General features: G+C 64.1%; 14 protein-coding genes and 1 tRNA gene. 8 read left to right on the top strand and 7 right to left on the bottom strand.

What is annotated here, in order from left to right:
* Nucleotides 1-26: 26 nt before the first annotated feature.
* A complete protein-coding gene (locus PCA20602_RS00415; RefSeq protein WP_150719511.1) occupies nt 27-803 on the top strand; it encodes an AraC family transcriptional regulator in 777 nt (258 codons plus the stop codon).
* Nucleotides 804-921: 118 nt separating this feature from the next.
* On the opposite strand, the gene alaC is transcribed toward PCA20602_RS00415, so the two are convergent.
* Nucleotides 922-2,139, bottom strand: a complete 1,218-nt coding sequence (gene alaC, locus PCA20602_RS00410; protein ID WP_069341529.1) for an alanine transaminase — start codon at nt 2,137-2,139, stop codon at nt 922-924.
* 184 nt (nt 2,140-2,323) lie between these two features.
* Here alaC and PCA20602_RS00405 point away from each other — a divergent pair, with 184 nt between their 5' ends.
* On the top strand, nt 2,324-2,653 hold the full coding sequence (locus PCA20602_RS00405) for a DMT family transporter (protein ID WP_150719510.1): 330 nt from the start codon (nt 2,324-2,326) through the stop codon (nt 2,651-2,653).
* On the opposite strand, the gene rocD is transcribed toward PCA20602_RS00405, so the two are convergent.
* Nucleotides 2,601-3,854 carry an ornithine--oxo-acid transaminase gene (rocD, locus tag PCA20602_RS00400; protein ID WP_174980676.1) on the bottom strand — a complete coding sequence of 418 codons (1,254 nt, stop codon included), beginning with the start codon at nt 3,852-3,854 and terminating at the stop codon, nt 2,601-2,603. The two genes, PCA20602_RS00405 and rocD, sit on opposite strands and share 53 nt — an antisense overlap.
* 194 nt (nt 3,855-4,048) lie before the next feature.
* Here rocD and PCA20602_RS00395 point away from each other — a divergent pair.
* Nucleotides 4,049-4,125 (top strand) — tRNA-Arg (locus tag PCA20602_RS00395).
* 45 nt (nt 4,126-4,170) lie between these two features.
* On the opposite strand, the gene PCA20602_RS00390 is transcribed toward PCA20602_RS00395, so the two are convergent.
* The 3 genes from PCA20602_RS00390 to PCA20602_RS00380 all read right to left on the bottom strand — a co-directional run bounded on the left by PCA20602_RS00390 (nt 4,171) and on the right by PCA20602_RS00380 (nt 8,489).
* Nucleotides 4,171-5,757 carry an MDR family MFS transporter gene (locus PCA20602_RS00390; protein WP_150719508.1) on the bottom strand — a complete coding sequence of 529 codons (1,587 nt, stop codon included), beginning with the start codon at nt 5,755-5,757 and terminating at the stop codon, nt 4,171-4,173.
* Nucleotides 5,754-6,875 (bottom strand): HlyD family secretion protein, encoded by a 1,122-nt coding sequence (locus tag PCA20602_RS00385; protein WP_150719507.1) that lies wholly within the window; start codon nt 6,873-6,875, stop codon nt 5,754-5,756. Before PCA20602_RS00385 ends, PCA20602_RS00390 begins: the two co-directional genes overlap by 4 nt.
* An 84-nt stretch (nt 6,876-6,959) precedes the next feature.
* Nucleotides 6,960-8,489: an efflux transporter outer membrane subunit gene (locus PCA20602_RS00380; RefSeq protein WP_246181955.1), complete on the bottom strand. Its 1,530-nt coding sequence runs from the start codon at nt 8,487-8,489 to the stop codon at nt 6,960-6,962.
* A gap of 243 nt (nt 8,490-8,732) precedes the next feature.
* Between PCA20602_RS00380 and PCA20602_RS00375 the strand changes: the two genes are divergently transcribed.
* From PCA20602_RS00375 to PCA20602_RS00365, 3 genes are all read left to right on the top strand, one after another.
* Complete coding sequence (locus tag PCA20602_RS00375) at nt 8,733-9,521, top strand: AraC family transcriptional regulator (RefSeq protein WP_150719505.1); 789 nt, start codon at nt 8,733-8,735, stop codon at nt 9,519-9,521.
* Nucleotides 9,522-9,620: 99 nt separating this feature from the next.
* Nucleotides 9,621-10,502 carry an RNA polymerase sigma-70 factor gene (locus PCA20602_RS00370; RefSeq protein ID WP_150719504.1) on the top strand — a complete coding sequence of 294 codons (882 nt, stop codon included), beginning with the start codon at nt 9,621-9,623 and terminating at the stop codon, nt 10,500-10,502.
* A 146-nt stretch (nt 10,503-10,648) separates the two neighbouring features.
* A complete protein-coding gene (locus PCA20602_RS00365; protein ID WP_246181954.1) occupies nt 10,649-11,698 on the top strand; it encodes a LysR family transcriptional regulator in 1,050 nt (349 codons plus the stop codon).
* 73 nt (nt 11,699-11,771) lie between these two features.
* On the opposite strand, the gene PCA20602_RS00360 is transcribed toward PCA20602_RS00365, so the two are convergent.
* Together PCA20602_RS00360 and PCA20602_RS00355 are read right to left on the bottom strand one after the other, a co-directional pair.
* Nucleotides 11,772-12,251: a carboxymuconolactone decarboxylase family protein gene (locus PCA20602_RS00360; RefSeq protein WP_150719503.1), complete on the bottom strand. Its 480-nt coding sequence runs from the start codon at nt 12,249-12,251 to the stop codon at nt 11,772-11,774.
* Nucleotides 12,252-12,445: 194 nt separating this feature from the next.
* Nucleotides 12,446-12,679, bottom strand: coding sequence for a hypothetical protein (locus PCA20602_RS00355; protein ID WP_150719502.1), 234 nt, complete (start codon nt 12,677-12,679; stop codon nt 12,446-12,448).
* Here PCA20602_RS00355 and PCA20602_RS00350 point away from each other — a divergent pair.
* Together PCA20602_RS00350 and PCA20602_RS00345 are read left to right on the top strand one after the other, a co-directional pair.
* A complete protein-coding gene (locus tag PCA20602_RS00350; protein ID WP_150719501.1) occupies nt 12,667-13,296 on the top strand; it encodes an alpha/beta fold hydrolase in 630 nt (209 codons plus the stop codon). The genes PCA20602_RS00355 and PCA20602_RS00350 overlap by 13 nt on opposite strands.
* Complete coding sequence (locus PCA20602_RS00345) at nt 13,283-13,903, top strand: cysteine hydrolase family protein (protein ID WP_425495625.1); 621 nt, start codon at nt 13,283-13,285, stop codon at nt 13,901-13,903. Before PCA20602_RS00350 ends, PCA20602_RS00345 begins: the two co-directional genes overlap by 14 nt.
* Nucleotides 13,904-13,966: the final 63 nt, after the last annotated feature.

Raw genomic sequence — 13,966 nt, 5'->3', positions numbered from 1 at the left:
GGGTCAATCGCTGTAGAATTCGGGCCATGCGAAATACGTTGATCGATCCCTACGAGCATTTGCCGCGCAGCGTCGTCGTCACGGCCAACGACTACCCGGCCGGGCTCACCTTCCCGGAACACGCCCATGCGCGCGGGCAGTTCGCGTTCGCGTCGCGCGGCATGATTACGGTGTCGACGCCGCAGGGGCGATGGTTCGTGCCGCCGCAGCGTGCCTGCTGGGTGCCCGCGCAGGTCTCGCACGACATGACGATGACCGGGCCGGTGACGATGCTCAACACGTTCGTCACGCCCGAGGCGTCGCGGTCGGCAGGCTTGCCGGACCGATGCTGTGTCTATGGCGTCTCACCGCTGCTTCGCCAGTTGCTGGACGACGCCATCGACTTGCCGCCGCTGTACGACGAGCAGGCGCGCGACGGCAAGCTCATGGCGTTGCTGCTCGCCGAGATCGCGGCGATGCCGCGTCTGTCGCTACATGCGCCGTTGCCAACCGACGCCGAGTTGGCGCGCGTGTGTCGGGACGTGTTCGCGGCACCGTCGATGACGTTGGAACTGGATACCGTTGCGGCGATGGCGTCGATGAGCCGCCGCACGTTCACGCGCCGCTTTCGCGAGGCGACGGGGGTGAGCTTTGCGCAATGGCGCCAGCAGGTGTGCCTGCTGGCGGCGGTCGAGCGGCTGAGCGACGGACAACCGGTCACGCGTGTCGCACTGGATCTCGGCTACGGTAGTCCGAGCGCGTTCACGGCCGCGTTTCGCCGGGTGCTTGGCGAGCCGCCGAGCCGCTATCTTGCGCTCGCCTAGCGCCGTGCATCGGGCGGTGACGGGGGGCGTGCGAGCGGGAAACGCGCGACGTTCCAACGAAAAAGGGGCGCCGTCGAGGCGCCCCTTTTGCTTTGCGTGCCGTACTGGCTGCGATGCCTTATGCCACCGTCGGTTGCACGAGTCCGTCTTCACGGAACATGTGCTTGATGCCGCGCACGGCTTGCCGGATACGCGACTCGTTTTCGATCAGCGCGAAGCGCACGTACTCGTCGCCATATTCACCGAAGCCGATGCCGGGCGAGACCGATACCTTGGCTTGCGCGAGCAGCTTCTTGGCGAACTCCAGCGAGCCAAGCGCGCGATACGGTTCCGGAATGCGCGCCCAGATGTACATCGACGCCTTCGGCAGATCGACCGTCCAGCCCGCTTCCGTCAGGCCTTTGTAGAGCACATCGCGGCGTCGCTGGTATTGCTCTCGAATCTCTTCGACGCATGTCTGATCGCCTTCGAGCGCGGCGATGGCGGCGACCTGAACCGGCGTGAACGTGCCGTAATCGTGATAGCTCTTGATGCGCGCGAGTGCGGCGACCAGTTCGGCGTTGCCGACCATGAAGCCGATGCGCCAGCCGGCCATGTTGTAGCTCTTCGACAGCGTGAAGAACTCGACGGCGACGTCCTGCGCGCCGGGCACCTGCATGATCGACGGCGCTTTGTAGCCGTCATAGACGATGTCGGCATAGGCCAGATCGTGCACCACGAGAATGTCGTGCTTGCGTGCCAGATCGACGACCCGCTCGAAGAATTCGAGTTCGACGCACTGCGCCGTGGGGTTCGACGGGAAGCCGAGAATCACCATCTTCGGCTTCGGATGACTCTCACGAATGCCGCGTTCGAGTTCGGTGAAGAAGTCGATACCGGGCGTCATCGGCACGGAGCGGATGTTGGCGCCGGCGATCACCGCACCGTAGATGTGAATCGGGTACGACGGGTTCGGCACGAGCACCGTGTCGCCCTGATCCAGCGTGGCGAGCATCAGGTGCGCGAGGCCTTCCTTCGAGCCGATGGTGACGATCGCTTCGCGCTCGGGGTCGAGTTCGACGTCGTAGCGATCCTTGTACCAGCGGGTGATGGCGCGACGCAGGCGGGGAATGCCGCGCGAGGTCGAATAGCCGTGCGTGTCGGGGCGTTGTGCGACTTCGACGAGCTTGCTGACGATATGCGGCGGTGTGGCCCCGTCGGGATTGCCCATCGACAGATCGATGATGTCCTCGCCACGACGGCGCGCCGCCATCTTCAGCTCGGCGGTGATGTTGAAAACGTACGGGGGAAGACGATTGATGCGCGCAAAGCTGCGCGAGCCCTGAGAGCTGGACATGAGAAATCCTGGAACGTAAGCGCCCGGAACCGTCCGAGCGACGCCGGTGTGCTGGCCACACCGTGACGGCGAATGTAGCGCGACGGCGATCGCTTAGGCAAGTGATTTTTGCAGCGCGTTGCAGAGGGGACGTCGGGTAAGATGGGCGCCCGTGTGTTGGCAAGTCCGGAGCAAAGGAGGGACGATGGCGTATCTGTATCTGCTGGTGGCAATCGTGGCGGAGGTGATCGCGACGTCTGCGCTGAAGGCGTCTGAGGGTTTTACGCGGGTCGGTCCGGTCGCGCTGGTCGTGGCGGGTTACGGCATCGCGTTCTACATGCTCTCGCTCACGCTGCGCACGATCCCCGTGGGCATTGCCTATGCGATGTGGTCGGGGCTGGGCATCGTGCTCATTTCCATCGCGTCACGGGTGTTGTTCGGACAGAAGCTCGATGCGCCGGCCATGCTCGGCATGGCGCTGATCATCGCCGGCGTGCTGGTGATGAATCTCTGGTCGAAGACGTCGGCGCACTGACATCGTGTTCCGCTTCGGCGAGCACGGCCTTGAGTGCAGAGATGCAGGTATCGATCTCCGTACGTTCGATGACGAGCGGTGGCGCGAGACGCAGCACGGTCGAGCGCGTCTCCTTGGCGAGCACACGACGGCGCAGCATGCGCATCGACAGGTCGTGCGCATCGGCGCGCGCCGGGTCGATTTCGATGCCTGCCCAGAGGCCACGTCCCCGCACTTCCCTAATGAGCGGCGAGTGAATCGCGTGCAGACGCGAGAGCAGATATTCCCCCATTTCCGCACTTCTGCCCGGCAGGTCTTCGTCGGCCATGACGTCGAGCGCTTCGAGCGCGACGGTGGCGGCGAGCGCATTGCCGCCGAACGTCGAGCCGTGGCTGCCGGGTTCGAAAAGGTCGATGATGTCGCGCCGTGCGACGAAGGCCGACACCGGCAGCAGGCCGCCGCCCAGCGACTTGCCGAGCATGATGCCGTCCGGCACGATGCCTTCGTGCTGATAGGCGAACCATCGGCCTGTGCGTCCCAGGCCGGACTGGATTTCGTCGAGCAGCATCAGCACATTCTGCTCGGTGCAGAGTTGACGCAGCCCGCGCAGAAAGCCGTCGGGCGGCACGACGATGCCGCCTTCGCCCTGAATCGTCTCGAACAGTACGGCGCAGGTGTTGGGGGTGATGGCGGCGCGCACGGCGTCGATATCGCCGTAGGGCACGCGCACGAAGCCGGGCGCGAACGGGCCGAAGTCGGCGCGATAGGCGGGCTCGGAGGAGAAGCCGACGATGGTGGTGGTGCGTCCGTGGAAGTTGCCGTCGGCGACGATGATTTCGGCTTTCTCGGCGGGAATGCGTTTGACGCTGTATCCCCAGCGTCGCGCGGCCTTGATGGCCGTCTCCACGGCTTCGGCGCCTGTGTTCATGGGCAGGGCGCCGCCAAGCGTCGTGAGGTCGCAGAGGCGTTCGAGAAAGGCGCCGAGCCGGTCGGTGTAGAAAGCGCGGGAGACGACGGCGAGTCGCTGCGCCTGCGCGGTGAGTGCGGCGACCAGACGCGGATGCGCGTGGCCATGACTGACGGCGGAATAGGCGCTCATCATGTCGAGGTAGCGGTTGCCCTCGACGTCCCAGACCCAGACACCTTTGGCGTGCGAGAGCACGACGGGCAGGGGAGCATAGTTGTGCGCACCAAAGCGTTGTTCGCGTTCGATCTCGTTCATGAGCGCGTTCCTCCACGTCTGAAGTCTAGATGCGAACGCGCTGGCACGCAAAGGGGGAGAACTCCCGAAGGGCCGCGCATGAATTTGGCATGCACGTGCGCTATAATCGCCGATTACCCGGATGTGACGTATCGCGTCGCGTCCGGGCTTCTCCGGCAGCGGTATCAGATCGCCGCCAGCATGTCGCAAGCGCACTGCCCATAGCTCAGTTGGATAGAGCATCGGCCTTCTAAGCCGACGGTCGGGGGTTCGAATCCCTCTGGGCAGGCCAACCACGCCAACGCGCCGTGCCATAGCGCGTGCGTTCAGCACCTTCTCATGATTTGCCCCGCAACGCGAATGCCGCCACCGTACAGGCGAGCATGGCGATGCCGGCAAGCAGGAACGTGTCGCTGTACGCCATGAACAGCGCCTCTCGCATCACACGTTGCTCGATAAGTCTGAGCGCCGCGTCGCGCGCGTCGTGTGCCGATATTCCCATGTGTCCCAGCCAGTGTTGCATCGCGTAGATCCGTTCGTGCAGGGCCTCGGTATAGGGCGTGACGGACTCGCCGATGCGCATAGCGTGCAACTTCTGCCGCTCGACGACGATCTGGCTGGCCACCGCAATGCCGATGGCGCCGCCCACGTTGCGCACCATCGTGAAGAGGCCCGATGCCGAGCCCACCTGCGCCTTTTCCACCCCTGCGATCGCCATCACCGACAACGCCACGACGACCAGCGACTGACCGATGCCACGCACCACCAGCGAGGGTTCGATGACGTTGACTCCCGCGTCGATGTTCAGATGCACATTCATCAGACAGCCCGCAGCGACCAGTGCGAAGCCGGCAATGATCGTCAGGCGCGGTCCGATACGGCGCATGAGCGGCGGCGTGAGAAACGACATGACGAACTGCACCGCCCCGTAGGGAATCATCGTCATGCCGATATCGCGTGCGCTGAATCCCTGCAACTCGGCGAAGTAGTTCGGTACGAGAAACACGACGCCGAACACTACCGCGCCGAACAGAAACTGCATCAGACTCGCTACACCGAAGTTGTATCGCGCCAGCAGCCGCAGGTTGATGAACGGTTGCGCGCGATGCCACTGCGTCCAGAGAAACGCCATCAGTCCAAGCACCGCAACGACCGAAAGCTGCACGATTTCCGTGGACGAGAACCAGTCCTTGCGGCCGCCTTCCTCAAGCACGATCTGCAGCGCGCTCAGCCCGATTGCCATCGCGCCGATGCCGAACCAGTCGGCTTTTCTCAACTGATCCAGATGCACCGGCGTCGCCTTGATCGACCAGCCGATCGCCGCCAGCAATGCAATGCCGGGCGGAATCTGCAAATAGAAGATCCAACGCCATGAGTACATCTCGGTGAGCCATCCGCCAAGGGACGGCCCCGCCGCCTGTGCGACATTGTTGGCCACCGCGAACAATGCCATGCCCAGCGGGTGTCTGGACGGCGGCAACTCGGACACGATCAACTGGAACGACAGGGGAATCAACACGCCGCCGAAAGCGCCCTGTAACGCCCGTGCGACGATCATCGTCGAGATATCCGGCGCCAGCGAACACGCCAGCGAGAACACGAGAAACCCCGTGGTGCCGACCAGCAACACACGCCGTGCCGAGAACACCTTCACCAGCCAGCCTGTCAGGGGGATCACGATGATCTCGGCCACCAGATACGCCGTGGTGATCCACGACCCCTCTTCGAAGCTGGCGCCGAGCGAGCCCCGGATGTCCGGCAGCGACGCGTTCGTGACGTGCACGTTCATCCCCGCCATGAAACATCCGAACACCCCGCCGAGCACGGCCACCCACGCACGCAACGATACGGTGTCGGCGGCTGGAGGCGGCGCGGCTGCCGGCTCCGCCTCATGCGACGCGCTACGCTCGGCAGCCGCGCTCATTGCACATCTCCCGGCGTGCTGCGCGTGTCGACCCGCGCGACGACCGACATGCCAGGGCGCAGCGCCGGCGAGTGTGCGGCACCGTGATCCAGGCGAATTCGCACCGGGATACGCTGCACGATCTTGGTGAAGTTGCCCGTCGCATTGTCGGGGGGCAACAGCGCGAACTGCGCTCCCGATCCCGGCGAGAAGCTCGCCACCGTGCCGTGCAGCACATGATCGGGATAGGCGTCGACGTCGATCTCGACGGTCTGCCCCGGACGCATATGACGAACCTGTGTTTCCTTGAAGTTGGCCACGACGTAGACGTCGTCAAGCGGCACGAGCGCCAGCAACGGCGTTCCGGCGTCGACATACTCGCCCACGCGTGCGCGTCGCTGCCCGACGACACCGTCGGCCGACGCTCGCACCACGGTGTGCGCCAGTGTCAGCTCGACCTGCGTTTGCGCTGCCCGGGCGGCAGCCAGAAGCGCTTGTGCCTGTTCGATGGCGGCATGGCGCTCGACGCGTTGACGGTGCAGCACCTTCAACTGCTCAACCTGCACCTGACTGGCGGCTTGCGCGTGGGCGAGCGCGGCACGCGCCTGACGCGCCTGCGCATCGGCCTGCTCGGTGCGCTGCTCGCTGGCCGCGCCGTCGGCGAGCAACGAGCGATAGCGATTGGCATCGGCGACCCGACGGCCGGTTTGCGCATCGGCGCCCTCCACGTCCGCTCGCGCCTGAGCGATGACGCTCGCCTGACGCGCAACTTCCGCGTCGAGCGTTGCCGCTGCATCTGTCTGTGCCTGCACGTCGGCCGTCGCGGAGCGTACGGCTGCCTTCGCCTGCACCAGACGTGCCTGCACTTCGCGGTCGTCCAGACGGACCAATACGTCGCCCTTGTGCACATGCTGGTTGTCTTGCACGTCCACCGCGCTGATGTAGCCCGCCACGCGCGGGCCGATGCTGGTGACGTCGGCGCGCACGTAAGCGTCGTCGGTGCCTTCGATAAAGCGCCCAACCAGCCACCAGCGACCGACGGATACCATAGCGATGACGGCAAGCGCGGCACCTGCCACGACCATCCATGTCTTGCGACTTGCACGCAACGGCGTGCCGGGCAAGGTAACTGTACTCATGACAATCTCTCGATAACAAACGAACCAATGGGAACAGGGGGTGCGATACCGCGTGAGGCGGCATCAGCGGGCAACGGTCCTGGGTCAGCGCACGGACCCGGGCGCTTGGGGAGATAGCGGGGTACGGGGCGATGTTGCAGGAGCAGAGGCCGCCGCGATGCTCGACGCAATCTCGCCAGCCTTCGCTGCAACGTCACCGGACGACGTCGTGTGCAGCGATTGCCAACCGCCGCCCAACGCCTTGAAGACGGTGACCTGATCCAGACCGACCTGCGTCGTACTGCGGGCCAGGGCGGCGTCGGCATGCGCAAGCGAGCGCTGTGCATCGAGCAAACCGAGAAAGTCGATCGCGCCTGCCTTGTACAGGCGCGCGGCCAATTCGAGTGCGCGCGCGTTACCCTCGCGCGAGGCTGCCAGCGACCGCGCTTGCGACCAGTCGGCACCATAGTGCGCGAGCGCCTGTTCCGTCTCCTTTAGTGCGACGAGCACACGGCCCTCGAATGCCGCCAACGCCGCGTCTTCGTCAGCATGAACGGCGCGCAGGCGGGCACGGCTGGCGCTGAGGTTGGGAAACTGCCACTGGATCAGCGGGCCGACGCTCCAGGTAACGGCGTGGCTGTCCCCGAGCGACGCGAGGCTGCCCGTGCTCGATAGCCAATCGACGGAGGCGCCGAGCGTGATGCGCGGATAAAGATCAGCGCTTGCAACGCCGACGCGTGCGGTGGCTGCCGCCAGACGTCGTTCGTAGGCTCGCAGATCGGGCCTGCGCTGCAACAGGCTCGCTCCGTCGCCGACAGGGAATGGCGTTGCGAGCGTCGGCACGCGCTGGCATTGCGCCGCCGACGACGGCAGATCGGTCGGCGCGCGCCCCGTCAGCACGGATAACTCGAATAATGCGGCGCGCCGATTCCCTTCGATGACCGGCAGATTCGCCGCCGTGTCGTCCACGAACGCCTGTGCTCGTGTGACTTCAAGGTCGGAGACCCGTCCGTCAGCGCGCTGTCGACGTGTCAGATTGGCGATACGCACGGCGATCTCGAGTGTGCGATGCGTAACGCTCGCCTGATCGGCCAGCCCGCAGGCCTGCAAATACGCGCTCACCGTTTGCGCAGCCACGCTCACCCGCATGGCATCGCTTTCGGCGGCGGCGGCCTCGGCATCGGCGCCCGCTGCATCGATCGCGTGCTCGACACGCCCCCAGAGATCGACTTCCCACGACAGCGAGAACGATGGCGCCCAGGCCGAGCGCGCCGCCGGGCTGTTCGTATTCCGACTGGCCGACACGGTCTGATCGGCTTCGGCTTTGCCGTAGCGCGGACCGAACGATGCCGAGGTCTCGGGCAAGCGCTGCGTCTGCTGTTCGCCGAGCACGGCACGCGCGCGTCGCATGTGCGCTGCCGCCACGGCAAGGTCGCGATTCTCCCGGAGTGCATCGGTAACCAGCGAGTCAAGCGCGGTGTCGCCATACAGGCGCCACCATTCGTCGGCGGGGGCATTGGCTGTCACAGGGGCGGAGGAGGCGGCGTCGAATTGGCCTTGCATCGTCGCCGGCGTTTGCGGTGTTTCGTACACCGGACCGACGCTGCATGCGCCTAGCCAGAGCGAGGAGGTCACGCAGGCAAGCCAAACAGGAATACGGCAAAGCGAAAGGGATCGGTAAGGCGTACGGTGCGATGGCGGGAAATTCCGGGAGGCCAGGACGGCCGATGCGGACGAAGCAGACGAAGCAGACGAAGCAGACGAAGCAGACAAATCGGCATGCATGACGAAGCGAGTGATCGGACAAGGCGGGAGTTCCGATGGTATGGTGTCGGCGTCGAATTCCTCGTGCGCAGAGTGCACAACCATCGTCGTAAAATGGACAGCTTCATCGATGCGTTGCATGCTGGCGACGCCAGTTTCCCGGTTGCCATCGTGGCGACCAATCCACCCTCGCGCACGGTTTACCCCGAACATTCCCATCGACACGGGCAACTGATCCACGCGATCGCCGGCGTGATGATCGTGCGCACGACCGCGGGGAACTGGGTCGTGCCCACCGGTCGTGCGGTCTGGGTGCCCGGTGCGACGTCGCATTCGATCGAGATGGCCGACGACGTGGAAATGCGCACTGTGTTCGTCGATCCCGACGTCCGTCACTCGCTTCCTGCGACATGCTCTGTGATCACCGTGCGCCCGCTACTGCGCGAGTTGATTCTCGAGGCCTGTGAATTGGCTCAAGGCAACGCCAGCCCGGATGACAGCACGCGCGACGGTCGCGTGCTCGGGTTGATTCTCGACGAGATCGAACGTGCACCGCCGCTGTCGCTACATGTCCCCTTGCCGCGTCATCGGGCCGTGGCGGCGTTGTGCATCGAACTCCTCCAGGACCCCTCGCAGCCGGCAGTGCTTGCGGACTGGGCCAGGCGCGCGCATATGAACGAGCGCACGCTTGCCCGTGTACTGAAGCGCGAAACGGGGATGACGCACGCGACGTGGTGCCGACACGCGCGTGTCTTGCTGAGCTTGCCACGGCTGGCCGCCGGCGCATCGATCCTGACGCTGGCGCTCGAACACGGCTACGACAGCCCGAGTGCGTTTTCCACCATGTTTCGCAAGATTCTCGGCGTGCCGCCGAGCGAGTACTTCAGCTCACGTCGGACGTAAGGGCGGTGTTCCCACCTCCCTTGCCGCGCTGTTCAAGCTGCGGCAAAATTGGTTTCCTTTCGCGCAAGCCTGTGTGCGCCCTCTGGCCTTCGCCACGACATGACCGACTCCGCACTCACCTTCGAGCGTCACCGTGCGCGCCTGCAAGCGATTGCGTATCGCATGCTGGGCGCCGTCGCGGAAGCCGAGGACGTCGTGCAGGATGCGTGGCTGCGCTGGCACAACACCGACGTGCATGCGGTGGAGAACGCCGAAGCGTGGCTGGTCACGATCACGACACGCCTTTCCATCGACCGCCTGCGCGCGGCCAAGACCGAGCGCGAGCACTACACCGGCGTCTGGCTGCCCGAGCCGGTGCTGATGGCCGAAGCGCCACCGACGCCGGAGCAGGTGCACGAGTTCGCCGAAGATGTTTCCGTCGCCTTTCTCTACACGCTGGAACGTCTCTCGCCGGACGCTCGCGCTGCCTTCCTGATGCGCGATGTGTTCGACGCCGAGTATGACGACATCGCGCAAACGCTGGAGAAGACGCCCGCCGCCGTCCGCCAGCTCGTACGACGCGCGCGAGAGACGTTGCGCGACGGCAAGCCACGCGAGTCCGTGCCGCGCGCCACGCTGCATCGTTTGCTGACAGCCTTCGCCGACGCGATGCAGCGCAGCGACTTCCATGCGCTGCACGCGCTGCTGAGCGACAACGCAGAACTCATCGGCGACGGTGGCGGCAAGGTCTCGGCTTTCAGCAGCCTGGTCGGCGGGAAGCGGCTCGCACAGCTCTTCTTCGCGGGCACGCGTCGTTATGGCGACGCGCTGCGGGTCGAAGTGGCACTCGTCAACGGCGAATGGGCGCTGCTACGCTTCATCGAGGGGCAACTGGAGTCGGTGCTCGCTTATGAGACCGACGGCGAACGCCTGACGCGCATTCTCGCGCAACGCAACCCGGACAAGCTGGCAGGGATCGCGGCGGCGCTGGCACGGCGCTGAGCGGCAAGCGTCCCGTCTGCTCGATTCATGTCATGCGACGCGCCTGACACGAGGTAAGGCCTCGCAAGATTTTTTTCATGCGATGTCACAAATCGATCCGGTGGCTCGTCTTAGCGGTATGGTCAACAAACCGCGGGTTCGCCATCATGTCGACATCCCTCTCAATGCTGCCGGTCAAATCCCCCGTCACGGCGCGGAGCACGCTGCCCGACCGGGCAGCCACCCATCGTGCCCATCGCGCGGACTCGCTGGCGGACAGCTTCGCTACGAGTTATGCCGGTGTCGTGGCGTTTCTCGCCGTCGCGGCGGAAGGCAACTTCGTGAAGGCCGCTGACCGGCTGGGCATCGGCCGCTCGGCGGTCAGTCGCAGCGTACAAAAGCTGGAGGCGCAGTTGGGCGTCCGGCTATTTGTGCGCACCACGCGCAGCACCTCGCTCACGCCCGAAGGACAACGTTTCTACGATGAATGTCATCCCGGCGTGACGCGCATCGTGCAGGCGCTCGACGACATGCGGGAGCTACGCGAAGGCCCACCGTCCGGGCGATTGCGCGTGTCGTCGACGGTGAGCTTCGGCCGGCAGGTCGTAGCTCCACTCCTCGCCGGATTCCGTCGTGCGCATCCGGATATCGCTATTGAATTGTTGCTTGACGACGCACCTGTCGACCTGGCCGCCGACGGCGTCGATATCGCGTTTCGCAACGGCCGCATGGAAGACAGTCAGGTCATCGCGAAGCAGGTGATTCCCATGCAGATGGTGTTGTGCGCGTCGCCCGAATACGTCGCCAGACATGGATTGCCGACGAGTCTTGAGACGCTTGCCGATCACAGTTGCGTGAATTACCGGCTGGCGTCCGGTCGATTATGCGAATGGGAGTTCAGGAAGGACGGCCGTCCGCTCAAGGTCGCGCCGAACGCCATGCTGACGTTCAACGATGCCGATCTGGTCCTGCAATCGGTGCTGGACGGTCAGGGGGTTGCGCAGATGGCGGCCTATCAGGTGAGCCACCATCTGCGTGCCGGGACATTGGTGGCATGCCTTGCGCAACACGCGCCCGACGACTATGGGCACTACTTGTGTTTCCTGAGCCGTCAGCACCTGCCGGCCCGGATGCGCGTGTTCATCGACTACATGACCGAGCGCATCCGTTCGCTGGACCTGCAAGTCTTCGACGGGGTGCTGCTGAAGCAGGCGTAAGTCGCGAGCTGGCGCGTCGTGCGGGCGACAACCGCCGATAGCCAGTGTCGTCGCCGGTCGCCGTGACGCGTGTTCAACCGAGATTCGCCTTGTCGAGGCCGTATGCCTTGTCGGCCGAGCCGGGCACAGTGCGGAAGCCGACGTTCAACCGATTCCAGCCGTTAATGGCCATGACAGCGAAGCTGAGATCCGAAATTTCTTTCTCGGACAGGTGCGCACGCACTTGCTCGTAGACGTCGTCGGACACCCCGTGCGGGGCCAGCGTCGTCAGGGCTTCGGTCCATGCCAGGCAGGCGCGCTCGCGCGGGGAAAAGAGGGGAGACTCGCGCCAGATCGCCACGTGATGCAGGCGAAGCTCGCGCTCACCGCGAATCTTCGCCTCCTTCACGTGCATGTCGAGGCAGAAGCCGCAGCCATTGATCTGCGATGCGCGAATCTCGATCAGGCTCAGGATGGAGGATTCGATGGTGCTCGACTTCAGCAACATGCCGAACTCGACGAATTTCTTGAAAAGCTCGGGCGACTGGGCGAAGGCGTTCAGACGTTGACTCATGGTGGCGACCTCGATGGGTTGACGCGTCCCGACGCGGTTCGGTCAGGGCGCAAAGGCATGAAACAGCCTCTTCATCTTAGATGTCGACACTGAATGACGGAAGATCCGGCGTGGGGCGCACCATGTTGCCCCGGAGGCAACAATCACCCGCCCGAAGCCTGTCACAAACCATACCGGGATAACGACTTGCCTTCCTAAGCCAGCGCAGTGCGCAGAAACTCGCCATATTTCCCGACGCTGCGGATACCATCATGATTACGGCTGCACGATGGGGCGCGCCATATTTCAACCGCATCAAACATTTCCGTCGGGTCTCCACTCGTCACGATAAGCTCGCGGGCATCGGCCAGTGGTGCAAAGCCGTTTTCGTCGTTGACCCGCCTGATCGAAGATTCCAGACACGGAGAATCCACGCTTGCCTGCTCCATCGAAACTGCTTTTCCTGCCGGGTGCGTCCGGAAACACTGCGTTCTGGCAACCGCTCGCAAATCTGCTGAGCACCCCCGCCCGGAAAGTCATCCTTCCCTATCCGGGGTTCGGTCAGGAGCCACCGGCGCCTGATGTCAACGACATCGACGGCCTCGTTAGAAGGGTCGTCTCTCACATCGACGAGCCCACGGCCTTGATCGCGCAATCGATGGGAGGGGTGTTGGCGATTCGCGCAGCGCTGGAAAGGCCTGATCTGATAACCCATCTTGTTTTGACGGTGACGTCTGGCGGCATCGATACACGAGCGCTGGGTGCGGTAGATTGGCAAAGCGGATTTATCAATGCCAATCCGTCTTTCCCGAACTGGTTCACATCGTTTACCGCTGACCTGACTGACGAACTCAGCCGTATTGCACAGCCTGTCCTCTTGCTTTGGGGGGATGCCGATCCCATCAGTCCGTTAGCGGTCGGCCAGCGGCTGCGCGAACTGCTGCCTGACGCACAGTTGCACGTCGTCCCGGGTGGTAACCATGATCTGGCGCATGAGCACGCGTCGGAACTCGCAGGCCTTGTCGATGCTCACCTAACGCGGACCCGCGCGGGTGACCGGTCCTGATCACTGGATCGATTCGAAAGATTTCATATCTGAACACATGGACGCCCGACTTCCCGCTCCCGGCGCAGTACTGCTGCTGATCGACTTGCAGCGCGCGATTGACCATCCCAGTTGGGGCGAGCGAAATAACCCCGATGCCGAGCGGCAAGTCGGCCGATTACTGGCTCACTGGCGTTGCCGAGGGTGGCCGGTCTGGCATGTTCGGCACGACTCCAAAAATCCCGCGTCTCACTACCGGCCGGGCCAGCCAGGGCATGCATTCAAGCCAGAGACAGCGCCGGTAGCAGGGGAATTGGTTATCCCGAAGCATACGAACAGTGCGTTCATCGGAACCGATCTGGAAGATCGGCTTCGGGCTGGAGGGCTCGACGCGTTGGTTGTGGCGGGCGTCATCACCAATAATTCAGTGGAAGCCACGGTCCGCATGGCCGGTAACCTCGGTTTCCAGACATGGCTCGTGTCTGACGGCTGTTTCACGTTTGCGCGGACCGACTGGAACGGGGCGCCACGAAGCGCCGACGATGTTCACGCGATGTCACTCGCCAACCTGGACACCGAATATTGCACTGTTACGACTGCCGATGCGCTATTAGGCACGGTTAGATAAAGCAGGTTTGCAATGGCCGTTCGACGTCCGGAAAACGATACTCGAAAGTTGACTTACCGTACG

The sequence above is a fragment of the Pandoraea capi genome, assembly GCF_902459735.1.
Lineage (GTDB): Bacteria > Pseudomonadota > Gammaproteobacteria > Burkholderiales > Burkholderiaceae > Pandoraea > Pandoraea capi.
This window is presented reverse-complemented; position numbering and strand designations above follow the sequence as displayed.

Coding starts and splice junctions, on each gene's coding strand:
- PCA20602_RS00370 (WP_150719504.1), top strand. CDS start 9,621: ATGACCGACTCCGCACTCACCTTCGAGCGTCACCGTGCGCGCCTGCAA.
- alaC (WP_069341529.1), bottom strand. CDS start 2,139: ATGTCCAGCTCTCAGGGCTCGCGCAGCTTTGCGCGCATCAATCGTCTT.
- PCA20602_RS00360 (WP_150719503.1), bottom strand. CDS start 12,251: ATGAGTCAACGTCTGAACGCCTTCGCCCAGTCGCCCGAGCTTTTCAAG.
- PCA20602_RS00415 (WP_150719511.1), top strand. CDS start 27: ATGCGAAATACGTTGATCGATCCCTACGAGCATTTGCCGCGCAGCGTC.
- PCA20602_RS00390 (WP_150719508.1), bottom strand. CDS start 5,757: ATGAGCGCGGCTGCCGAGCGTAGCGCGTCGCATGAGGCGGAGCCGGCA.
- rocD (WP_174980676.1), bottom strand. CDS start 3,854: ATGAACGAGATCGAACGCGAACAACGCTTTGGTGCGCACAACTATGCT.
- PCA20602_RS00405 (WP_150719510.1), top strand. CDS start 2,324: ATGGCGTATCTGTATCTGCTGGTGGCAATCGTGGCGGAGGTGATCGCG.
- PCA20602_RS00385 (WP_150719507.1), bottom strand. CDS start 6,875: ATGAGTACAGTTACCTTGCCCGGCACGCCGTTGCGTGCAAGTCGCAAG.
- PCA20602_RS00355 (WP_150719502.1), bottom strand. CDS start 12,679: ATGGAGCAGGCAAGCGTGGATTCTCCGTGTCTGGAATCTTCGATCAGG.
- PCA20602_RS00365 (WP_246181954.1), top strand. CDS start 10,649: ATGTCGACATCCCTCTCAATGCTGCCGGTCAAATCCCCCGTCACGGCG.
- PCA20602_RS00375 (WP_150719505.1), top strand. CDS start 8,733: ATGGACAGCTTCATCGATGCGTTGCATGCTGGCGACGCCAGTTTCCCG.